The following is a 21,649-nucleotide window of genomic DNA, read 5'->3' on the forward strand; positions in this document are numbered from 1 at the left end:
TGCGGCGTCGGGTGACAGAGCCGGCGTCGGCGGGATGCGGGCGGATGTCTCTTCGCCTGTGAGCAGCCAGGCCACGCAAGATCATCCGCTCGGATCCCACACCCTCCGCTCACTCCCCCCGTGCGGCGAATCCGTCGCCGACGCAGGCGGCCAGCTGCAGGTAGGCCTCCCTGGTCGGTTCCTGGAGCCGCTCGAGGTCGATCTCGGCGCCCTCCTCCAGATGCGGGTCGTACGGCACGCGGATCACCGCACGGCACCTCGCGGCGAAGTGGGCCTCCAACTTCGAGATGTCGACCGCCGACTTCGAGCGCGGGCGGACGCTGCAGAGCACCACGGTCGCGTCCCTGACCAGGTTGCCGTAGTGGTGCGCCTCCAGCCAGTCGAGCGTCGCCGACGCGGCCCTTGCGCCGTCCACCGACGGCGAGCTGACCAGCACGATCTGGTCGGCGAGGCCGAGCACGCCGCCCATCGCCGAGTGGAGCAGGCCGGTGCCGCAGTCGGTGATGCAGATCGAGTAGAAGTTCTCCAGCACCTGCGAGACGGCCTGGTAGTCGGCGCCGCTGAACGCCTCGGACACCGAGGGGTCCCGGTCCGACGCGAGCACCTCCAGCCGCGAAGGCGCCTGCGAGGTGAACGCCCTGATGTCCACGTACCTCTTGACCTGATCGCTCTCGTTGAGCAGGTCGCGTACGGTCGCCGAGGTCTCCAGGGTGAGCTTGTCGGACAGCGTCCCGCGGTCGGGGTTGGCGTCGACCGCGATCACCCGGTCGCCGCGCATCGCGGCGAGGGTGGCGCCCAGGCCCACCGTGGTGGTGGTCTTGCCCACGCCGCCCTTGAGACTCAGTACGGCCACGCGGTGGTGGCCGGTGGCGACCGGGGTGCGGGCCCTGCTCAGGAGCTCGCGGCGGCGGCGGACCTCCGGCGGCTCACCCGGCTTGATCCAGCCGCCCGACGCCTTGTAGATCAGGCGGCGCCAGCCCTTGGAGGGGGCGTTGCGGCGGCCTCGGAGGAGCGACTCGGGGTCGAGGCTGTCGGCCGTGGGCTTGCCGGTGATCGGGGGGCGGGGCGGGGCGTTGAAGACCGGCACGGGGGCCGGGCGGCGGCGCGGGGCGGGGGGTTCGTCGAACGTGGGTGGCTCGTCGAAGGTGCGCGGCTGCTCGTAGGCGCGGTCCTGGTCGTACGAGCGCGGCTGGTCGAAGGCGCGGTCCTGGTCGTACGGGAGGGGCTCGTCGAAGGCCCTGGGCCGCGGCTTCGGCTCGTCGAACGAACGGGACGGCGGCTCGTCGAACGCGCGAGACGGCGGCTCATCGAACGAACGGGACAACGGCTCGTCGAACGTGCGGGACGGCGGCTTCGGTTCGTCGAAGGCGCGGGGCAGCGGCTCGTCGAGAGTCCGCGCCTCCTCGAAGGCGGACGGCTTCTCGGCGGCCGGTGGCTTGTCGAAACTCAGCGGCAGGTCGAAGCTCGGCGCCTTGTCCAAGGCCGACGGTTTGTCGAAGCTCGGCTTGCCCAGGGCCGACGGCTTGTCCAGGGCCGACGGCTCGTCGAAGCTCGGCGGCTTGTCGAACGCCGATGGCTTGTCGAAGCTCGGCAGCTTGTCGAAACTCAGCGGCTTGTCGAAGGTCAGCGGGACCTCCAGCCGTGGCTCCGTGGCGTCCTCGGCGGGCGGCTCGAAGGTGCCCGGAGCGGGCTCCTCGGCCGTCTCCACCGGTCGCGGCTCGTCGAACGTCTCCGCGGGCCGCGGCCACTCCAGCGGCGCGGGCCAGGACGACTTCGTCTCCTCCTCGGACTCCCGCTCCTGCTCCTCGGCCGCCGGCTTCTTCTCCGGCTTCGGGAAGGACAGCAGCGAGTAGGAGTCGGTGTCGTCGGGCCGGGGCAGCGGCTTGAGCGGCGCCAGGAACGCGTCGTCGGCCTTGCCCAGGCTCGCCGGCGGAGTGACGGGCGCCGGTTCGTCCTTCGTACCGGCCGCCTCCTCGGTGAGCTCCTCCGCGGGCGGAGTGCCGTACACCGAGTCGACCGCGGCCCTGAACAGCGGCGTCGGCGTCTCATGTTGAGTCGGCACCGAGAGCCAAGGGTCCTGGGGGTACGGCGAAGCGACGGAGTCCTCCGAGGCAGAGGCGCTGACCGAGATCGGAGCTTCTTCCGTCTCCTTGATCGCGTCCAGCCAGGCCAGCTGTTCCTCGAGAGATTCCTCTCGATCGTGTCTTGCCACCGTGTTTCTCCCCCTGGTGGGTGTAAAGGGGCAGCAAATACATGCCAGGTTAACGCCATCACTGTCGGCAGAGGTCGCCAACCTACAACTTCCTTGCCCGGCTACGGTGGTTGGCATGCGAGCCATCGAGATCACCAGGCCAGGACCACCGGAGGTTCTGGAGTGGCGTGAGGTGCCGGATCCCTGTCCTGACCGGGGCGAAGTCCTCATAGAGGTGACGGCCGCCGGCCTGAACCGGGCCGACCTCCTCCAGCGTCAAGGATTTTACGATCCGCCGCCCGGCGCGCCCTCGTACCCGGGGATGGAGGCTTCGGGCGTGGTGATCGAGGTCGGCGAGGACGTCGAACGTTTCACTCCGGGTGACGAGGTGTGCGCGCTGCTGGCCGGGGGCGGCTACGCCGAGCGGGTGGCCGTGCCGTGGCAGCAGGTCATGCCCGCTCCCGAAGGCGTGACGCTGGTCGAGGCGGCCGGGCTGCCCGAGGTGGCGTGCACGGTCTGGTCCAACGTGTTCATGACCGGGCGGCTGCGGCGCAGCGAGACGCTGCTGGTGCACGGCGGGGCGAGCGGGATCGGGACGTTCGCGATCCAGCTGGCCAAGGCGTTCGGGTCACGGGTCGTCACGACGGCCGGGTCGGCGGCGAAGCTGGACCGCCTCAAGGAGCTGGGCGCCGACGAGGTGATCAACTATCGCGAGGAGGACTTCGCCGAGCGGGTGACGGCCGATGTGATCCTCGACATCATGGGCGCCAAATACCTGTCCAGAAATATCCGGACACTTCGTACGGGTGGCCGGCTGGTGATCATCGGACTGCAGGGCGGCGCCAAAGCCGAGCTCGATCTGGGCGCCCTGCTCGCCAAACGAGCGGCCGTCCACGCCACCACACTGCGCTCCCGCCCGGTCGACGAGAAGGGCGTCATCGTGCGCGGCGTCGTCGACAACGTGTGGCCCTTGGTCAGCGCCGGGGCGGTGCGTCCCGTGGTGTACGCGGAGGTGCCGATGGCGCAGGCCGCGGAGGCCCACCGAATGTTGGATTCGGGAGAGCACATAGGCAAAATCCTGCTAGTACGGTGAGTGCTATGAATGCTGAGGACAACAACACCCCCCACATCGTGGTGGTGGGTCCTGACTTCCAAGGTCAGGGCGATAGCGGCGAAGACGAGCGATCGGTCACGAACCTCGTCGAACAGCCCGCCAAGGTGATGCGCATCGGCAGCATGATCCGGCAGCTTCTCGAAGAGGTCCGGGCGGCTCCTCTGGACGAGGCCAGCCGTAAGCGGTTGAAGGAGATCCACGAGTCGTCCATCAAGGAGCTCGAGGACGGCCTGGCGCCCGAGCTCGTCGACGAGCTGGAGCGGCTGTCGCTGCCCTTCACCGACGAGAACGGCACCCCGCCCAGCGAGGCCGAGCTGCGCATCGCGCACGCCCAGCTCGTGGGATGGCTCGAAGGCTTGTTCCACGGCATCCAGACGACGCTGTTCGCGCAGCAGATGGCGGCCCGTGCCCAGTTGGAGCAGATGCGCAGGGCGCTGCCCGGTGTGCCCCACGACGACATGCAGCGGCCGCCCGGCGGCTCGGGCCCTTACCTGTAGAGCCGCTCGAGCACGAGCGCGACCCCGTCCTCGTTGTTGGCCGCCGTCACATGGTCCACGGCGGCCAGCACGGCGGGGTGCGCGTTGGCGACCGCGTAGGACGTGCCTGCCCAGCCGAGCATGGGCAAGTCGTTTGGCATGTCACCGAACGCCACCACCTGTGATGGTTTGATCTCACGCTGTTCGGCGAACGCGGCCAGGGCGGTGGCCTTCGTGACACCGTGAGCGCTCATCTCGATCAGCCCTCTGCCGCTGGAGTGCGTGGCGGTCACCAGGTGCCCCACGAGGCCGTGCACGGCCTCGTGCAGGGGGTCAGGAGCCATGTCCGGGTGCAGGGCCAGCAGCTTGGCGCAGGGCCGCGAGGTCAGTGTCGCCGCGCCCACGCGAAGGCCGCCGATGGCCTTGCTGTCCCATCCACCGAGTGGGAAATCGGACTCATGCGCAAAACCACCTTCATACTCGACCGAAAAAGCGAGTTCGGGCACGTTCGCTCTTAGCTGAGAGACGACTTGCTCCAGTACCTCGACCTCGATGAGGTGAGATTCCACTATCCGTTCGGTATGCAGATCGTAGATCAACGCACCGTTTGCACAGATTGCCAGCCCTCGGTGACGCACCGCACCCGCCACACTGCTCATCCATCTAGGTGGACGGCCGGTGACGAACACGAGGACGGCACCAGTTTCCTCGACTCTCGCGAACGCCGCGGCCGTACGGGGAGAGACGGTTCCGTCGGTGCGTAGAGCGGTTCCGTCGAGGTCGGTGGCCACTAGACGCGGCGCTGCAAGGGTTCGCATAACACGTTCCAGTTTGCCCGGTGATGCCGCCGGCCAGAAATCTTCCTAGGGACGGGAACACCAACGCGCCAGAATGGTGTTAGATGTGATGGCGTTGTATTAGCTGATCCCGTAGTGAAAACCAGCATGACTTTGTCTGAGCCACCCCGGGTGCTTGCTGTACGACACACCGGGACTCGCGAGGTGCGGGTCCCATAGATTCACATCCTGAGGGAGAGCTTTTATGGCTCAGGGAACCGTCAAGTGGTTCAACGCCGAGAAGGGCTTCGGCTTCATCGCCCCGGACGGCGGTGCGCCGGACGTGTTCGTGCACTTCTCCGAGATCCAAGGCAACGGCTACCGCAGCCTTGAAGACGGGCAGCGGGTCGAGTTCGAGATCACGCAGGGACAGAAGGGGCCGCAGGCCTCCCAGGTCCGTGCCATCTGACCTGTAGCAGCGAGACAGACCGGGGTTCGTTTCCAGCGGACCTCGGTCTTTCGCGTCTCCGGCCTTTTGCGGGCCTTCCCGCTCGGCTGTCACTCTCCGTGCAGGACATTCTTCTCGTACGGCAAGCATCGCGAACCCGCCACCCGCCGACCAGGGCCGGGGGCCTCCAGGAATACGCCCGCTGACCCCGCACAGGGCCGGGCGCCGTAACGCGCGCTCCGAACAGTGGTGACGGATCGGTCACAGGTGTGACTCAACTCACATAGCCCTCGAACCATCGATCTTCCACAGCCATCGACCGATATATGAGGTACGCGTGGTTGTGTCACCCTGCGACCTTGGTCGCGGTGTTCGTGCTGCTGCTCAACGACCACCTGCTCAAGCAGGTCTGGCCCGGATTCGTCACCGGCAAGCTCAGTGACGTCGCCGGCCTCATGGTGGCGCCGCCTCTGGCGGCGCTGGTCCTCGCTCGGCGGGCCGATCTCGGGGCTTTGCTGGTCACCGGGGTGCTGTTCGCGTTCGTGAAGACGACGGACGCGGGAGCTGAGTGGGCTTCCCAGGTGTGGAGTCTGGTGGCCGGGCCGTCGAAGGTTCTGGCCGATCCCACGGATCTGCTCGCGTTGCCCGCGCTCGGATTGGCCTGGTGGGCTCGCCGGCGGAGCTTCTCCATGCGTCCGGCGGGGCTCTCAGAGGGTCCAAGAGCGTCTCTGCGGCCCCCGGCGGGACTCGGGAGGCTGGGCGGGCTTTCAGGGCGTCTGACCGCGTTCTCGGAGCGTCTGGCCGGACGTCCTTGGCGTCTGACGGGGTTCGGGGAGCGGTGGCGGGTGTTGGTCGTCGTGCCGCTGGCGGTGTTCGCGGTGGCGGCGACGGCTGCTGATACGCGGCATACCGAAGTCGGTTCCGTACCGGCCGACGGGGATTCCGTGCAGGTGGACGGGGATCGGATCGTCGTGCTGGTGCGCGGTGGCGGTCCGTCGGCCCTGACCGGGATGTCCTCCGTGGACGGGGGCGCCACCTGGTCCGCCTATTACGGGAAGCCGGTGCGGCTGCCCCAGTCCGCTGCCTGCGTGCCCCGGGAGCCGCAGCGCTGCTACCGGGTGCTTCCCGAGCGGTCGGCGGTCGCCGAGTCCGATGACGGAGGCAAGACGTGGCGGGACTCCTGGACCCGGCCGGAGGACCTCAGATCGGCCAGGCGGCGCGACGCGAGCTCCATGGCCGCGCTGAGTGCGCTGGCCGTACAGGCTCGGCCCGGAGGGCATGTCGTGGTCGTCGCCAACGGGCTCGACGGCGTGCTCGTACGGGACGTCTCCGGGACGTGGCGGCAGGAGAGGTGGCCGGAGCCGCTCGGCACCTCTGAGGACGACGTGGCGAACACCGCTCCCGAGCAGCACCTGGCGCTGCTTTTCGGCGCCCTGATGCTGCTCTCCGCCGTCGGGGTGGGGTTGCGGCGGCTTGCCGGGGCCTACGCCGTTTCCGCGTTGGTGGCGTGTACGGGGCTGTACGCCGTGTTCGACTCGGGCAGCGAGACGTCGTTGTTGTGGGGCATCGATCCGATCACCCTCGTGCTGGGCTTGGCCATGACGCTGCTCGGGACGATGATGTGCCTCGGCCTCGCCATCGCCGGGCAGGCCAGGGGTGTGGCGGTGGCCGTCGGCTTCGGGGCGGCGCCGCTGGTGTACGCGACCGTGTACGTGCCCTTCTACGGCTGGGCGCGTGGGGCGCCGGACTCGTACGGCGTGGCGGTGGGGCTCGCCGTCGTGCTGACCGCTTGTGTGGTGGCGGCGAGTGGCGTGCTCATCAGACACGCCACCCACCCCCGGACGGCCGACCCGACCATGACCGGCTCAAGCCGCTAGCGGTTGAGCCGAGCCGGTGCGGTCCTGCTACTTGGACGGCTCCAGCTACTTGGACGGCTCCAGGACGTCGAGGCCGACGAAGGGGCGCAGCGCCTCGGGGACCACTACCGAGCCGTCGGCCTGCTGGTGGTTCTCCAGGATCGCGACGATCCAGCGGGTGGTCGCCAGCGTGCCGTTGAGCGTGGCCAGGTGCTGGGGCTTGCCGTCCTTGTCGCGGTAGCGGACGCCCAGCCTGCGGGCCTGGAACTCGGTGCAGTTGGAGGTGGAGGTCAGCTCGCGGTAGCGCCCCTGGGTGGGGATCCACGCCTCGCAGTCGAACTTGCGGGCCGCCGACATCCCGAGGTCGCCCGCCGCCGTGTCGATGACGCGGTAGGGCACCTCGATCTTGGCGAGCATGTCCCGCTCCCAGGCGAGCAGCCGCTGATGCTCCTCGCGCGCCTCCTCGGGCCGTACGTAGGAGAACATCTCCACCTTGTCGAACTGGTGGACCCGGATGATGCCCCGGGTGTCCTTGCCGTACGAGCCGGCCTCGCGGCGGAAGCACGACGACCAGCCCGCGTAGCGCAGCGGCAGCTCGTCGCCGCCGAGGATCTCCTGGGCGTGGTAGCCCGCCAGCGCCACCTCCGAGGTGCCGACCAGGTAGAGGTCGTCCTCGGGGAGGCGGTAGATCTCCTTGTCGTGGGCCACGTGGAAGCCCGTGCCCTGCATGGTCTCCGGCTTGACCAGCACCGGGGTGATCATCGGGGTGAACCCGTTGGCGATCGCCTGCTGCATGGCCATGTTGAGCAGGCCGAGCTGCAGGCGCGCGCCGACGCCCTTGAGGAAGAAGAACCGCGAGCCGGACACCTTGGCGCCGCGCTCCATGTCGATGGCGCCGAGCTGTTCGCCCAGCTCCAGGTGGTCCTTCGGCTCGAAGTCGAACACGCGGGGATGGCCATGGGTTTCGAGCACGACGTAGTCGTCCTCGCCGCCGTGTGGCGCGTCCTCGTCGACGATGTTGGGCACCGACTGCACGAGCTCGTCGAGCTCGGCGCCCAGCGTCTCGGCCTCCGCCTCGGCGGCCTTGACCTGGCCGGCCAGGTCCTTGGCCCGCTGGAGCAGGCCGGCCTTCTCCTCGCCCTGCGCCCTGGAGACCGACTTGCCCAGACTCTTCTGCTCGGCGCGCAGGGACTCGAACGAGGTCAGCGCGGCGCGACGGCGCTCGTCGAGGTCGAGCAGCGTGTCGACGATGGAGTCGTCCTCGCCGCGGGCACGCTGCGAGGCCCGTAGCCGGTCGGGATTCTCACGAAGGGTACGCAGGTCAATCACGGATAAAGGCTACCGGCGCCCGGTGACCGCCCGCCTCCGGATTAGACGCGTCCGGCACGGATTCGGGCCAGCCAGTCTCCCGCCTCGGCGAACTCCGGGTCGGCCGTGCCCTTCTTGATCTGCGGAGCGACGCCGTCGGCACGCGGGTAACTGCCCAGGAAGCGCACCTCGTCGCAGATGCGATGCAGACCGGAAATGGCCTCACCGACGCGGGCGTCGGCGACGTGGCCCTCGAAGTCGAAGTGGAAGAAGTAGCGGCCGATGCCGTTGCCGGTCGGCCGCGACTCGATGCGGGTCAGGTTGACCCCGCGTACGGAGAACTCCGTCAGCATCTCCAGCAGCGCGCCCGGGTGGTCGTCCGCCAGGAACACCACGAGCGAGGTGCGGTCGCTGCCGGTCGGCTCGGGCAGCGTGCCCGCACGGCTCACCCGTACGAACCTCGTCACGGTGTCGTTGCGGTCGCCGATGTCGTCGGCGAGCTCCACCAGCCCGTAGTGCTCGCCCGCGATGCGCGCGGCGATGGCCGCGTCGTACGGCGAGCCGGGCAGCGAGACCTCCTGGGCCGCGGCGGCCGTCGAAGGCGCCGCCACCACGACCGCGTCGGGCAGCTCCCGGGCGCAGAACGCGCGGCACTGCGTGATGGCCGCAGGATGCGTGTAGACCCGCTTGATGTGCACGATCTCGGTATCGGGCCTGGCCAGCAGCGAGAAGCGCACGGGAAGCAGCAGCTCCGCCGTGATCAGCAGCGGCTCGCCCCAGGCGAACTCGTCGAGGGTCGTCGTGATCGCGCCTTCGATCGAGTTCTCCAGCGGGACGACCGCGCCGTCGGCCTCGCCGTCGCGGGCGGCGGCCAGGGCGGCGCCGACGTTGGCGCAGGGCAGACGCTCGGCTTCGGGCTCCAGGAGTCGCAGGGCCTCTTCGGTGAAGGTGCCCTCCGGTCCCAGATAGGCGAGTCTGGGCATGCAGACAGAGTATCCGCAGGTTACGGGGTGGCGTATGAACCTTTACTCACACGGAAGCCTCTTCACCATCTGCCCGCCTGAGCGTCTATCAGCGGGCCGTGACCCAGCCGGGCGGCTCGCACCGCCTGCTCCTCCTCCGGAGACAGTGGCTCCTCCCCCTTGCCGCTCACCACGGGGCGCACATAGGTGCGGGTCTCGGACCGCCCGTTGATCGAGGTCAGCACGATGCCGTCGCCCAGTCCGTTGATCATCGCGATCGAGAACGACAACCTCCCGGTCATCTCCTCAAGCGCGTCGTATCGGCACACGGCCACGTCGCGGATGGCCTTGAGATCACCCTTGCCCTCGCTCGTCTGCCTGACCAGTTGCTGCCGGCATTCGTCGAGCGCGGTCCTGGCCTCCTTGAGCGCCCGAAAGCCGACGCAGACGCCGCTCACCCCGGCAACGAGCCCCACCATAACCCATACGGTAATCAGCACGTAACAGAGAGTAATGGATCGTCAAACCAGGTCGCGCCGTCTCGGCAACCAGGCGACCAGCAACCAGACCAGCCCCAGCGCCCCGAGCCCGAACCCGTCCTGCACGATCTTGTCGAGCACCGGCACGCCCGCCACCTTCAGCGCCACGCCCCACCAGGGGATGGGCAGCACGTAGTACAACCACACCCCCGCGGCCACCCGTAGCCTGACCGGATCCCGCCCGTCACCCACGATGGCCCCCAGCACCACGACCACCCAGGCGAGATGGTGGATCCAGGCGACCGGCGACAGCAGCACGGCCATGAGCCCGACCAGCGCGACGGCGGTCATCGGATCCTTGGCCTGATACGCGTCACGCGCGCCTCGGAAGCCGTACCACCCCACGACCGCCACCAGGCCGATCCAGATCACGGACGTCACCGTGTCGTTCATGTAGAGGCGGATCAGCATGCCGCGGATCGACTGGTTGGTGGTGGCGGCGTTCGCGCCGAGCCGTTCGGGATCGAACAGCGCGGAGAACCAGAAGCCGGCCGCGTCGTGCGGGATCACCAGGAACGGCAGCAGCGTGAGCAGCGCCGCGGCGAACGCCGCCATGAAGAACGTCCGCCACTGCCGCGTCACCAGCAGGTAGATCAGGAAGACGCCCGGCGTGAGCTTCACCGCCGTGGCCAGCCCGATCAGGAACCCCCGCGGCCACCACGGCCGCCTGGCCACACAGTCGACCAGGCACAACGCGACCAGCAGAATGTCCACCTGCCCGAACCGGACCTGGTCCCGGATGGGCATCAAATAGGTGCAGGCCACCATGAGGAAGGCGAAGACCCACGGCGCGTACCGCTTCACCCCGCCGAGTACCCCTCTGAAGGAGTACGCCACCACGACGGCGAGCGACACGAAGACCCCGACGGTCCACACCCACTGGGCGGTGTCCCAGGACATCTTGGCCAGCAGTACGGCCAGCATCGCCGCGATCGGCGGGTAGGTGAACGGCAGCAACTGAGGCGCGGGCGTGGCGAACTCGTAGACGGGCCGGCCTTCGAGGAGCATCTGCCCGCCGGTCCGGTACACATCCAGATCGACCAGCCGCTGATCGTCGGGATTCGTCAGCCACTGCTGCACCAGCGGTGCTACGGCCACCGCGATGACCAGGACGGCAATCGCCCACGCCCACCACTGCCGCCGGATCGTCGTCGCCCTGCCACCTGTCACGGTGTGGCACGTTACCGTGGCTGTTGTTGATCGAGCGCGTCGTACTGGGGGTCCCGCACATGCCGCACGCCACCTTCGGTGCGCCCCCACACGTCCTTGCCGCGCTGCTCCGTCGCCGCTCGGCCACACAGTTCCTTGCCGCGCTGCTCCGTCGCCGCTCGGCCACACAGTTTCTTGCCGCGCTGCTCCTCACCACCGTTCTGGCACCCCTCTTCGGCGCGAGCCCAGCCGCTGCGGCAACGCCCACCCACACCTCAGCCATCACCTCACTCGCCGCCCCCACACCCAGCTCGGGCCTCGCCTCCACGCCTGGTCATGTGGCGTCGGCCTCCATGCCTGGTCATGTGGAGGCGACGACCTCCGCACGTGGTCGCGTGAGGACAGTGGCCTCCGCGAGTGGTCATGTGGAGACAGAGACCTCCACGCCTGGTCGTGTGGAGGCGGCGGCCTCCGTGCGTGGCCGGGTGGCCCTCATCGGGGTGCCGGGTCTCCAGTGGAGTGACCTGGACGCAACCCGTACCCCCAACCTGTGGAAGCTGGTCTCCCAGGGTGGCTCCGCGTCGCTTTCCACGCGTGCCGTGCCACCGCCCGACCGTGGCGTCACCTGCCCGATGGCCGGGTGGCTGACCGTGTCGGCGGGCCAGCGGTCCGGTACGGCAGGGCGTGGCTGTCCCGCGATTCCGGCGCCTCGGGGCACCGGTGAGGGCGCCACGGTCCCGGGCTGGTCTGCGCTGGTGGCGTACCAGGCCGACACCGGGTACGACGCGCGGCTCGGCACGTTGGGCGGACTGGTGATGTCCTCGGGTGGCAAGGTCGCCGCCATCGGCCCCGGCGCCGCGCTGGGCGCTGCCGGCACGACCGGAAAAATCGCCAAATACGCTGACACAGCGGATGCTCTCGGCGACCCCACGCCGTACAACCTGATCGTCCTGGACGCCCCCGACCTCGCCGCCGCCTGGGCCCGTCAGCCGCTCGACGAGTACGGCGTGCCGACCCCGCTCCCCACCGCGACGAGGCAGGCCGCCGTCGCACAGGCGGATCGCCGCATCGGCGCTCTGCTCGGCAAGCTGCCGAACGATACGACCGTCCTGGTGGCAGGCATCTCCGACATCACCACGAACCCCCACCTCCACGTCGCCATCGCCACCGGCCCCTCCCCTGGCGGCCGGCCGTACCTGCACGGCTACCTGACGGCGACCTCCACCCGCCAGGACGCCCTGGTCACGATCACCGACCTCACCGCCACCGTGATCCAGCTGCTGGGCCTGGAGGCCCCTCGCGAAGTGGTCGGGCGCGCCTGGCAGAGCGACGTCACGGAGGCCTCCGCCACACCCGCCGACACGGTCAACGAGCTGTCGGACAGTGATCTGGCCAGCCAGGTGCTACGCGAGGTTCGCGGCCCGTTCTTCGCCGTGTTCGTGACGGTCCAGCTGGTCTTCTACGCCTTCTCCGCCCTGGCCCTCCGCCGCCGTCGCCGCTCCGCCGGGGCCGAGCAGACCCCGACCACCGACTCTCCTGTAGGCGCCGACGGCGCTGAGGCCGCTGAGGGCGCTGACGGGATCGAGGGCACCGCTCCCGCCCGGCCCGCGCCTGCCGGATCCACGCCTGGGGGAATCTCACCTGAGGGAGCGCCCTCAGCCGAATCCACGCCTGGGGCGATCTCACTCGAAGGAGCACCGCCAGCCGAATCCACGCCTACGGGCGTCTCGTCCGCAGAGACGGCGGCTGCTGGAGCCGGACCCGCAGGGATCCCTTCCGAAGCCACGCCACCTACCGGCCCCACACCAACGGGCGCTTCGCCCGGAGAAGCCGCGTCCACTGAAGCCGTGGGCACAGGGATCCCAACCGAAACCGCCCCACCCAACGGACCCACACCAACGACCGCTTCACCCGGAGAAGCCACACCCGCTGAAGCCGGGGTCCCCCGGATACCATCCGAAACCGTCAACGGACCCACACCAACGGGCGCCTCGCCCGGAGAAGCCACACCCGCAGGAACCGAGTCTGCGGGCATTTCGTCCGGCGAGACGGCGGCTGTGGGAGCCGGGTCTGCGAAGCACATCTCTGCGGAGACTCGCGGTGGCGTCGGTGACGTCAGTGGTGCCGATGACGTCAGTGGTGCCAGTGGTGCCAGTGGGTCGTCGGCATCGGGGCCGGTGGGTCCGGTGCCGGCGAGTGCCTCCCGGCTGCTGGCCGTCGTGCAGGTTGTGGCCGTGGTCAGTGGGGCCATCGCCGTCTCCACGTTCCTCGCGCAGTTGGTGCCGTGGTGGGCCCTGCCATCGCCGATGCTCGGCGTCATCGTGACCATCCTCGCCATCGCCGGGCTGATCACCGGGGTGGCGTTCGCCGGGCCGTGGCGGGCGCATGTGCTCGGGCCTCTTGCCGTAGTCGCGGGCATCACCTCCGTCGCGCTGCTTGTCGACGTCATGACCGGGTCGACGTTGCAGGTCAATGCGGTGACCGGGTACGAGCCCGTCACCGGGGGGCGGTTCTACGGGTTCTCCAACATCGCCTTCGCCGTCTACTCGACGGGGACCGTGCTCGGGCTGGCGGGGGTCGCCCAGTGGCTGCTCAAGAGGGGGGTGTCGAGGTTTGTCACGGTGCTGGTGTGTGGGGCTTATGGGGCGTTGGCGGTGTTCGCGGATGGGTGGCCGTCGTGGGGGGCGGACTTCGGAGGGGTGCCGGCCTTTGTGATCGGTATGGCGGTCTTCCTCATCCTGCTGGCCGGACAGCGGGTCTCGATCACGAAGCTGCTGCTGGTCGGGGTGGCGGGAGGCGTCCTCATCGGGGGCATCTCACTCTTCGACTGGCTGCGGCCGGCGGCGCAGCGCACTCACCTGGGCAATTTCGTGCAGCAGATCATCGACGGTCAGGCGTGGACCGTGGTCTGGCGCAAGTTCAGCGCGATGATCGGCGTCACCGTCGGGAACTGGTCTCTCACCCTGCTCTCGCTGGTCGCGCTCGCGTTCCTCTTCTGGGTGCTCAATCGGCCGTCGCAATGGGGCGCTCCCGCGCTCGGTCAGGCGTACGCGCTCGCGCCGACGCTCCGGGCAGGGTTGTTCGGGGCGCTCACATGTGCGTTCATCGGGTTTCTCATCAACGACTCGGGCATCGCCATCCCGGCCATGGCGCTCACGGTGGCGGTGCCGTTGACGCTCGCGGCTTCGGTACGCGCCCTGCAGCTCGCCACGCCCACCAAACCAGCGCAGCGGTCAGCCCGAGCAGTGCCCACGGGGCGATCTGCGACCTGACGACCGTACGGAGCCAGTCGAGGTCGTGCGGCATGACCTGGTCGAGGACGCGGGCGGGCAGGTAGGCGAGGGAGAGGATGAGCAGGTGCGTGATCAGCAACCCGTCGAGCGCCGACGCCCCGATCAGGGCGAGCATCCCGAAGGCCAGCCCGTCGTACCAGGGCAGGATGTACGGCGTCGCGAACAGGTAGGCGATGACGATCACGGCGGCCACCACGGGGGCGCTCAGCCCGGACGACCCGGGGGATGCGAGCGGGTGCGGTGAGCCCGAGGCGTGGAGTCTGGACATCAGGCGGAACAGCGACCAGGCCACAAGGGCGAGCAGGAGCAGCGAGCCGATCTGGATCTCGCCCCGGTAGGCGCTGCCCTCGCCGACGATCGACTGCAGCCGGCCCTGGACGAGTTTCCAGAACGAGGCCAGCGAGATCGACTTGCTGGTGCGGGTCATCGGGCTGATCGCCTCGGGACCGACGATCACGTAGCCGACGACCACCACGGCCAGGGCGGTGCCCGCCATCAGGGCCAGGCGGGCGGGCCGCCGTCGCAGCTCCCAGGCCGGGCCCAGCGCCACCAGGCCCGCGTTGATCTTCACGGCGACGCCGAGGCCGAGCAGGAGCCCGGAGCCGACCGGGCGGCCCCGGGCCAGGAGGGCGGCGACCATGCAGGCGACGGCCAGGGTGTCGACGTGCATGCCCGCGGCCAGCTGGTACAGCAGCAGCGGGTTGGCCGTCCACAGCAGGGCCGCGCGCAGCCGCCTGGCGGGATCGTGTGCGGTGAAACGGTCGATCAGCAGGCCCGTCGCGATGAACGCGGCCGCGTTGACCAGAGCCAGGACGAAGATGGTCAGCCGGAGCGAGTCGCCGCCGATCCAGCTCGCCAGGGCCTGCACGGCCGTCGCCACCGGGCCGTAGACGCTCGGCTCCTCACGCCAGGGGGCTTCGACGGCGCGGGCGATGGGGTCAGTGGGAAGGTCGACGGCGCCGTGGGTGTAGGGGTTGACGCCCAGCGTCACCATGCGTCCGTACGCGGCGTAGTTGAGGTGGTCACCGGAGCCCGAGGGCGGCAGGAAGGCCAGCAGGGCGGCGGCCAGGCAGCCGAGGCGCACCAGCAGCCGGGGGTCCGGCAGCCACTGACCGGCACCCGGTGGACCGGTCGCCAACAAGCCGCTCGGGGACGCGCGGGTGAGCGCGAGCAGCAGACCCAGTGAGCCGAGCGCGCCGAGCACGATCGCGGCCGCGGCGAGGCCCACCACGAGGTGGGGGCCGGGATCCAGGTGCAGGGAGTAGGGCGGTTGCCAGGCGGGGCCGCTCAGCGCGGGGACCATGACGGACGGGCCCAGCAGTCCGATGGCGATCGTCAGCAGGATCGAGGCGCCGATCGCCGCCGCAGCCGGCTGCGCGAGCCGACCTGGCGCCTTTCCGCGCCGCGTCTCCGAAGTCACCCGCAAATTCCAGCACACTCGCCACGACGGTCAGGCCGGAGCTCAGCCGCCTGTGGATAACTCGGGAAGGGCGTCGGAGAGCAGACGGCGCGGTGGCGCCGGCCGCTGACTACCGCGGATACGGCAAATACGGCAGGGCTGTTCGAGAGCTCCGCTTATCGCGGCCCTCGTCCGCGGACGCGCCGCCGGAACCTGCCTGAGACACGCCGCCGGAGCCTCCCTGTGACGCGCTGCCGGGCCCCGCCCGGGACGCACCGCTGGGCCCCGCCCGGGACGCGCCGCCGGAGCCCGCCCGGCCTTTCACGGACGCGTCGTCGGCACCCGACCGGGCTTCGGGCACGCCGCCGACACCCAGCCGGCCTCCCATAGGCACCCCACCGGCGCCTTCCCGGCGCCTTCGCTCCGCCGCGAGCACGATCTCCGCAACCGTCTCCTGGACGCCACCGCTGATCTCCACATACCGCAGCAGACCAGTACGTTCCAGAACGGCCACCAGCCGATCCGGAGGATTCGCCAGGATGATGCGGCCACTCCGCGTGGCCCGTACGCGCTGCAACGCCACCGCCAGCGCCCCGACCAGAGAGGAGTCGTAGAACACCAGGTCAGCCAGGTCGAACACGAGAATGGGCCCGTCAGACCAGTCCCAAACCTCCTGGATGCGCGCGCTCAGACGCGCCCGACCGGCGTGATCCAGCTCGCCGCTCGCTCGAAGGACCGTGCAATAAACGTGTCGGATGGTGTCGATTCGCACTGAACGCGCGCTCATCGTGCCACTCACTTCCCCTAGCGTCGCCCTCCCCTCTGCCCGGGAAACGCCATGTCCAACGGTTCCGAATGGGTGAAGGGCATCACAACGCCACACCTTCAGACGACTTCGAAGGTGGCCATCATGGCCATGTCCTCGTGTTCGAGGTTGTGGCAGTGGACGACATAGCGGCCGCGATAACCAGTGAACCTGGTGATGATCTCGACGGTCTGGGCGTCGCGCAGCTCCACCGTGTCCTTCCATTCCGGCGGCCCGGCGGGGCGCTCACCGTTGACCGACAGCACCTGGAACTGCGCCAGGTGCAGGTGTACAGGGTGGGCGACGTCGCTGGTCAGCCGCCAGATCTCGATGTCACCGAGCTTGGGCCTGGCCTCGATCCTCTTGGGGTCGAACGGGTTCCCGTTGATCAGCCATCCGCCGCCACCGTGCATCGTGCCGCTGTTGAAGTCGAAATCCCTGGTCACGGCGGCCTTCGACGGGTCGAGCCGCGCCACCTCCGACAGCACGCGCGGGATCGTCGAGTCGTCGGCCTCGTCGCGATCCACGACGAACCGCATCACCTTGGCCTGCGGGCCCTCCCCGGCCAGGTTCCGCAGCTCGATCTGGTCGCCGATCCGGTAGGCGCCGAAGTCGACGATCACCTCGGCGCGTTCGGCCGGTGCCAGCCGTACCTGCTTGGCGGCTATGGGGGCGGCGAGCAGGCCGCCGTCGCTCGCGATGCGTACCATCGGACCACCCGACGACAGCGCCAGCTCGTACGTCCGCGCGTTGGAGGCGTTGAGCAGCCGCAGCCGATAGCGGGCCCTGGCCACCCGGAGCTGCGGCCAGGGGGCGCCGTTGACCAGGATGACGTCGCCCAGCACCCCACCCATGTAAGCCTCGCGCACGCCCGGCTTGCCCGGCAGGCCCGGGTACGGCATCGAGCCGTCCTCGGCGAACGACCTGTCGCAGATCATCAGCGGGATGTCGCGTTCACCGGCGGGCAGTCCCAGCGCCTCCTCGGCCGGGTCCCGTACCAGGAAGAACCCGGCCAGCCCCCGCCACACCTGCGGCCCGGTGTAGTCCATCCGGTGGTCGTGGTACCAGAGCGTGGCCGCCCGCTGCCGCAACGGGAACGTGTAGTCACGCCGTGCGCCGGGCTGTACCAGGTCGGTGGGGTAGCCGTCGGACTCCGGCGGGGTGTGCCCGCCGTGCAGGTGCAGCACGGTCGGCTGGGTGAGGCCGTTCGACAGGCGTACCACGGTCGTCTCACCGCTGCGGGCCTCGATGGTCGGGCCGGGGAACTGCCCGCCGTACCCCCAGATGGGAGTACGCAGGCCGGGCAGGATCTCCACCTCGGCGGCCTGTTCGACCAGGTCGTAGTGGCCGGGACTCGACGGCTTGGCCAGCGCGGGCACCGGCAGCGGCACCGCGAACGGCTGGGGCAGTGGCGCGCCGCTGGTCAGCAACTGGGGCTGCGGTGTGCGGGACAGCAGCGAACATCCGGGTGCCGCCGCCACCGCCGCCGCGCCCAGCCCGAGCAGCCGCAACGCCTGGCGCCTGGTGACCGTCATGCCGGGGCCGGCGCGCGGCGCGGCATCACCCGGTTGATCTGCATGAGGCTGCTGCCGAACAGCAGCACGCCGAGCGGCACGTGCAGCGCCTTCACGTGCGCCATGCCCAGAGCCGCCTGGGCGACCGTGATCGCGAGAGTGAACGCGGCCGACCCTGCGAAGCGCGCAGAACCGCCGCCGGGACGCCACACCAGGATCGCCGCGATCAGGTTGAGCACGCCGGCGGCCAGCGCGGCGATCGCCGTGGCGGCGTGCAGGGCGCGGCCGCCGGGCGTGGACAGCAACTGCCCGGCCGTGATCGCCTGCGTCAGGAACGCGGCGGCCTGCACGACGGCCATGACGCGTAGCAGGGGGAAGAACTTCGGTGTCATGACCGAGATGGTGTCGATTGTCCAGGCCCGGGGCGTCGTGCCGGGGAAGACACCTGTGACTACCACCTGGGGTCACGGGCCGGGCGCGACTACCACACAGGAAGTAGCGCCGGTTCCGACCTCGTGCGGAGGAGGGCGATCGGGAAACGCCGTACTGTGCAGGAATGAGCACTCGGTGGCGGCCGTTCGCGGCCGATGTGACCGTCTCGGTGGCGCTGGTCGTCATGCTGCTGGTGGTCGCGCTGTCGACGCCGGGCACGGGCGTGCTGGACTATGTCGTCGTCGTAGCCGGTTCGCTGTCGCTTCTTCTTCTCCGCCGGGCGCCGGTGGTGGCGCTGGTGATCTGTACGGCCTGCATGCTCGTGTTCTCGGTCGAGGCGCATCCGGGCCCACCGGCGGCCTTTCCCGTCATTGTGAGCGTGTTCGCGGCCGTCCATGCCGGGCATCGGCTGGTGGCGGCGGGCGCGGGGGTCGTGTTCCTCGGCGGCAGCCTGGCGGCGGACCTGGCCACCGCCACCGACCAGCCCGCCCTGATCATCATGCAGAACACGAGCCTGCTGATCGGCTGGTTCGTCGCCGCGGGCGTGGCCGCGACGGTGAGCAGGCACCGGCAGGCGTACCTCCACCAGGCCGAGGAACGTGCCGCCGAGGCCGAGCGCACCCGTGAGGAGGTCGCCCTGCGGCGGGCGGGAGAAGAGCGGCTGCGCATCGCCAGGGAGCTGCACGATTCGCTCACCCACAGCATCTCGATCATCAAGGTGCAGGCGGGCGTGGCCGTGCACCTCGCGCGCAAGCGCGGCGAGGAGGTGCCCCCGGCGCTGCTGGCCATCCAGGAGGCGAGCGGTGACGCCATGCGCGAGCTGCGGGCGACGCTGGAGGTGCTGCGTGACTCCGACGCCGATGCCGGTGAGGCGCCGGGTAGCGGCTTGGACCGGCTCGACGACCTGCTGGACCGGGCGCGGTCCGCGGGCCTGCCCGCCACCATGCTGATCACCGGTACGCGCGGGTCACTGCCCGCCGAGGTCGACCGGGCCGCGTACCGGATCGTGCAGGAGGCGCTGACCAACGTCGCGCGGCACGCGGGCGGCGCGTCGGCGGCGGTACGCATCGACTACGGCACGGACGAGCTGGTCGTGCAGGTCGACGACGACGGCCGGGCCGGCGCGGACGCGACCCACGTGCCCGGTGTGGGGCTCCTGGGCATGCGCGAACGAGTCACGGCCCTGGGCGGCCGGTTACGGGCCGAGGCCAGGCCGGAAGGCGGATTCACCGTCCGCGCCGAACTCCCCGTGAACCTCCCCACCGAACTCCCCGCGACCGAGTCCCCTGCGGGCGTCTCGATCGGGCTCTCCTTGGAAGGACGAGCGTGATCCGCGTACTGCTCGCCGACGACCAGGCCCTCATCCGGGCGGGCTTCCGTGCGCTGCTGAGCGCCGAGGACGACATCGAGGTGGTGGCCGAGGCCGCCGACGGCGAGCAGGCCGTCGCCCTGGCCCTGGAGCACCGGCCGGACGTCGCGCTCATGGACGTGCAGATGCCGGTGATGGACGGCATCGAGGCCACCCGGCGGATCGCCGCCGACGAGCGGCTCAGCGGCGTCCACGTGGTGATCCTGACCAACTACGGGCTGGACGAGTACGTCTACAACGCGCTGCGGGCGGGCGCGGGCGGCTTCCTGGTGAAGGACACCGAGCCGACCGACCTGCTCCAGGGCGTACGGGTGGCGGCACGGGGCGACGCGCTGCTCTCGCCCGCGATCACCCGCCGCCTGATCGGCGAGTACGTCGGCCGCCGCCCGAATCCCGCGCCCACCAGGCTGGAGATCCTCACCAACCGGGAGCGCGAGGTGACGGCGCTGGTGGCCAGAGGGCTGTCGAACGACGAGATCGCCACCCAGATGGTGATCAGCCCGACCACCGCCAAAACCCACGTCAGCCGGGCCATGACCAAGCTGCAGGCTCGGGACCGGGCCCAGCTCGTCGTCTTCGCGTACGAATCGGGCCTGGTCCTGCCAAGGGGCTGACACCCCACACGACATACTGGGCATAAGAAGCGCCAGTGCGAACGGCGATCTGGCGCGTCCCTGAAGGGAGTGCCGGTGAGCATCATTTCGCGCGGCTTCCGAGGCCGGCGCAGGGAGGACGACGACCGGTTGCCGCCCGGCCAGTACCTGGTCGAGGACTTCCCGGTGCTGTCGGCGGGACCGACGCCGCGGGTCCCGCTGGACCGGTGGGAGTTCGCCATCGACACCGAGTCCGAACAGACCCACCGATGGTCCTGGGCGGAGCTGATGGCGCTGCCGCAGGAGACGCCGACGGTCGACCTCCACTGCGTCACCAAATGGTCCAAGCTGGGCACCGGCTGGCAGGGCGTCTCGCTCGACACGCTGTTCGAGAACGTCGAGACCGCCGTCGAGTACGCGCTGGTCTACTCGTACGGCGGCTACACCACGAACCTGCCCCTGGAAGACCTGCTCGACGGCAAGGCATGGATCGTCCACCGGTTCGACGGCGAGGAGCTCGAACCCCGCCACGGCGGTCCGGCCCGGCTGCTGGTCCCGCACCTGTACCTCTGGAAGTCGGCCAAGTGGGTACGCGGCATCCGGCTGCTCGAAGAGGACTGGCCGGGATTCTGGGAGACCGCCGGCTACCACAACTACGGCGACCCGTGGCGCGAGCAGCGCTACGAGGGCGACTAGGTGCGCCGCCGCCTGACCTGGCGGGCCGCCAGGCTGACCGGGCTGCGCGAGGAGACCGACAGTGCCCGCACGCTGGTCTTCCAGGTGCCGGACTGGCCGGGGCATCTGGCCGGGCAGCACGTGGACGTGCGGCTGACCGCCGAGGACGGCTACAGCACCCAGCGCAGCTACTCGGTGGCCGCGCCGGCCGACGGCGACACGATCGAGCTCACCGTCGAACGGGTGCCCGACGGGGAGGTCTCGCCGTACCTCACCGAGATCATCGAACCCGGTGACCAGGTGGAGATCCGCGGGCCGGTCGGCGGGTGGTTCGTCTGGCGGCCCGAGAGCACGTCGCCGGTGCTGCTGGTCGGCGGCGGCTCCGGCATCGTCCCGCTGATGGCCATGATCCGCGCGCGCCGTCAGGCGGGGAGCCGCGTGCCGTTCCGGCTGCTGTACTCGCTGCGCGATCCCGGCCGCCGCTACTACGCCGAGGAGCTGCGCCGTCCCGACGCCGGGCTCGACGTCGGCTATCTCTACACGCGGGCCGTCCCGGACGGCTGGCCGCGTCCGGCCGGTCGCATCCTGCTGGACGACCTGGCCGAAGGCGGCTGGCCCGCCGACTTCGAGCCGGAGTGCTACGTCTGCGGGCCGACGGGGTTCGTCGAGGCGGCGGCCGACCTTCTGCTCGCACTCGGGCACGCGCCCGAACACATCAGGACCGAACGCTTCGGCCCGACCGGAGGCTGA

General features: G+C 70.0%; 19 protein-coding genes. 9 read left to right on the plus strand and 10 right to left on the minus strand.

Features of this window, described 5'->3' with window-relative positions; all coding sequences use genetic code 11:
• Positions 1 to 109: 109 nt before the first annotated feature.
• Positions 110 to 2,212, minus strand: a complete 2,103-nt coding sequence (locus tag KME78_RS41035; protein ID WP_308127325.1) for a MinD/ParA family ATP-binding protein — start codon at positions 2,210 to 2,212, stop codon at positions 110 to 112.
• A gap of 115 nt (positions 2,213 to 2,327) precedes the next feature.
• Here KME78_RS41035 and KME78_RS41040 point away from each other — a divergent pair, with 115 nt between their 5' ends.
• Positions 2,328 to 3,284 carry an NAD(P)H-quinone oxidoreductase gene (locus KME78_RS41040; RefSeq protein WP_219534918.1) on the plus strand — a complete coding sequence of 319 codons (957 nt, stop codon included), beginning with the start codon at positions 2,328 to 2,330 and terminating at the stop codon, positions 3,282 to 3,284.
• Between the two features lie 5 nt (positions 3,285 to 3,289).
• Complete coding sequence (locus KME78_RS41045; protein ID WP_214635013.1) at positions 3,290 to 3,802, plus strand: bacterial proteasome activator family protein; 513 nt, start codon at positions 3,290 to 3,292, stop codon at positions 3,800 to 3,802.
• Here the strand turns inward: KME78_RS41045 and KME78_RS41050 are convergent.
• Positions 3,793 to 4,572, minus strand: a complete 780-nt coding sequence (locus KME78_RS41050) for an HAD family hydrolase (RefSeq protein WP_308127326.1) — start codon at positions 4,570 to 4,572, stop codon at positions 3,793 to 3,795. The two genes, KME78_RS41045 and KME78_RS41050, sit on opposite strands and share 10 nt — an antisense overlap.
• A gap of 250 nt (positions 4,573 to 4,822) precedes the next feature.
• Here KME78_RS41050 and KME78_RS41055 point away from each other — a divergent pair, with 250 nt between their 5' ends.
• Entirely contained in the window at positions 4,823 to 5,026 is a 204-nt protein-coding gene (locus tag KME78_RS41055; RefSeq protein ID WP_219534920.1) for a cold-shock protein, read from the plus strand.
• Between the two features lie 338 nt (positions 5,027 to 5,364).
• Complete coding sequence (locus KME78_RS41060) at positions 5,365 to 6,882, plus strand: sialidase family protein (RefSeq protein WP_219534921.1); 1,518 nt, start codon at positions 5,365 to 5,367, stop codon at positions 6,880 to 6,882.
• A gap of 45 nt (positions 6,883 to 6,927) precedes the next feature.
• Here KME78_RS41060 and serS read toward each other — a convergent pair whose 3' ends face one another.
• From serS to KME78_RS41080, 4 genes are all read right to left on the minus strand, one after another.
• Positions 6,928 to 8,190 (minus strand): serine--tRNA ligase, encoded by a 1,263-nt coding sequence (serS, locus tag KME78_RS41065; protein WP_219534922.1) that lies wholly within the window; start codon positions 8,188 to 8,190, stop codon positions 6,928 to 6,930.
• A gap of 41 nt (positions 8,191 to 8,231) precedes the next feature.
• On the minus strand, positions 8,232 to 9,152 hold the full coding sequence (gene pheA / locus KME78_RS41070) for a prephenate dehydratase (RefSeq protein ID WP_219534923.1): 921 nt from the start codon (positions 9,150 to 9,152) through the stop codon (positions 8,232 to 8,234).
• Between the two features lie 62 nt (positions 9,153 to 9,214).
• Positions 9,215 to 9,610, minus strand: a complete 396-nt coding sequence (locus KME78_RS41075) for a DUF4446 family protein (protein WP_219534924.1) — start codon at positions 9,608 to 9,610, stop codon at positions 9,215 to 9,217.
• Between the two features lie 42 nt (positions 9,611 to 9,652).
• Positions 9,653 to 10,840 carry a glycosyltransferase 87 family protein gene (locus KME78_RS41080; protein ID WP_219534925.1) on the minus strand — a complete coding sequence of 396 codons (1,188 nt, stop codon included), beginning with the start codon at positions 10,838 to 10,840 and terminating at the stop codon, positions 9,653 to 9,655.
• A gap of 26 nt (positions 10,841 to 10,866) precedes the next feature.
• Between KME78_RS41080 and KME78_RS65150 the strand changes: the two genes are divergently transcribed.
• Complete coding sequence (locus tag KME78_RS65150; protein WP_246653031.1) at positions 10,867 to 14,091, plus strand: hypothetical protein; 3,225 nt, start codon at positions 10,867 to 10,869, stop codon at positions 14,089 to 14,091.
• Here the strand turns inward: KME78_RS65150 and mptB are convergent.
• The 4 genes from mptB to KME78_RS41105 all read right to left on the minus strand — a co-directional run bounded on the left by mptB (position 13,973) and on the right by KME78_RS41105 (position 18,222).
• Positions 13,973 to 15,532 (minus strand): polyprenol phosphomannose-dependent alpha 1,6 mannosyltransferase MptB, encoded by a 1,560-nt coding sequence (mptB, locus tag KME78_RS41090; RefSeq protein WP_308127327.1) that lies wholly within the window; start codon positions 15,530 to 15,532, stop codon positions 13,973 to 13,975. The two genes, KME78_RS65150 and mptB, sit on opposite strands and share 119 nt — an antisense overlap.
• Positions 15,533 to 15,641: 109 nt before the next feature.
• Entirely contained in the window at positions 15,642 to 16,298 is a 657-nt protein-coding gene (locus tag KME78_RS41095) for an STAS domain-containing protein (protein ID WP_246653094.1), read from the minus strand.
• A gap of 98 nt (positions 16,299 to 16,396) precedes the next feature.
• Positions 16,397 to 17,851, minus strand: a complete 1,455-nt coding sequence (locus KME78_RS41100; RefSeq protein ID WP_219534927.1) for a multicopper oxidase family protein — start codon at positions 17,849 to 17,851, stop codon at positions 16,397 to 16,399.
• Positions 17,848 to 18,222: a hypothetical protein gene (locus KME78_RS41105; RefSeq protein ID WP_219534928.1), complete on the minus strand. Its 375-nt coding sequence runs from the start codon at positions 18,220 to 18,222 to the stop codon at positions 17,848 to 17,850. The genes KME78_RS41100 and KME78_RS41105 overlap by 4 nt, the downstream gene beginning before the upstream one ends.
• A 164-nt stretch (positions 18,223 to 18,386) precedes the next feature.
• Here KME78_RS41105 and KME78_RS41110 point away from each other — a divergent pair, with 164 nt between their 5' ends.
• The 4 genes from KME78_RS41110 to KME78_RS41125 all read left to right on the plus strand — a co-directional run bounded on the left by KME78_RS41110 (position 18,387) and on the right by KME78_RS41125 (position 21,649).
• The gene (locus tag KME78_RS41110; protein ID WP_219534929.1) at positions 18,387 to 19,592 is read left to right on the plus strand and encodes a sensor histidine kinase; all 1,206 of its coding nucleotides are present in this window, start codon (positions 18,387 to 18,389) and stop codon (positions 19,590 to 19,592) included.
• Positions 19,589 to 20,245: a response regulator gene (locus KME78_RS41115; RefSeq protein WP_219534930.1), complete on the plus strand. Its 657-nt coding sequence runs from the start codon at positions 19,589 to 19,591 to the stop codon at positions 20,243 to 20,245. Before KME78_RS41110 ends, KME78_RS41115 begins: the two co-directional genes overlap by 4 nt.
• Before the next feature lie 75 nt (positions 20,246 to 20,320).
• Entirely contained in the window at positions 20,321 to 20,920 is a 600-nt protein-coding gene (locus tag KME78_RS41120; protein ID WP_219534931.1) for a sulfite oxidase-like oxidoreductase, read from the plus strand.
• A complete protein-coding gene (locus tag KME78_RS41125; protein WP_219534932.1) occupies positions 20,921 to 21,649 on the plus strand; it encodes a ferredoxin reductase in 729 nt (242 codons plus the stop codon).

This window comes from Nonomuraea guangzhouensis (assembly GCF_019396345.1).
Lineage (GTDB): Bacteria > Actinomycetota > Actinomycetes > Streptosporangiales > Streptosporangiaceae > Nonomuraea > Nonomuraea guangzhouensis.

Excerpts from the sequence above, each read along its gene's own strand:
- KME78_RS41040 (WP_219534918.1), top strand. The coding sequence starts at position 2,328 with ATGCGAGCCATCGAGATCACCAGGCCAGGACCACCGGAGGTTCTGGAG.
- KME78_RS41045 (WP_214635013.1), top strand. The coding sequence starts at position 3,290 with ATGAATGCTGAGGACAACAACACCCCCCACATCGTGGTGGTGGGTCCT.
- KME78_RS41055 (WP_219534920.1), top strand. The coding sequence starts at position 4,823 with ATGGCTCAGGGAACCGTCAAGTGGTTCAACGCCGAGAAGGGCTTCGGC.
- pheA (WP_219534923.1), bottom strand. The coding sequence starts at position 9,152 with ATGCCCAGACTCGCCTATCTGGGACCGGAGGGCACCTTCACCGAAGAG.
- KME78_RS41075 (WP_219534924.1), bottom strand. The coding sequence starts at position 9,610 with ATGGTGGGGCTCGTTGCCGGGGTGAGCGGCGTCTGCGTCGGCTTTCGG.
- KME78_RS41095 (WP_246653094.1), bottom strand. The coding sequence starts at position 16,298 with ATGAGCGCGCGTTCAGTGCGAATCGACACCATCCGACACGTTTATTGC.
- KME78_RS41100 (WP_219534927.1), bottom strand. The coding sequence starts at position 17,851 with ATGACGGTCACCAGGCGCCAGGCGTTGCGGCTGCTCGGGCTGGGCGCG.
- KME78_RS41105 (WP_219534928.1), bottom strand. The coding sequence starts at position 18,222 with ATGACACCGAAGTTCTTCCCCCTGCTACGCGTCATGGCCGTCGTGCAG.
- KME78_RS41110 (WP_219534929.1), top strand. The coding sequence starts at position 18,387 with ATGAGCACTCGGTGGCGGCCGTTCGCGGCCGATGTGACCGTCTCGGTG.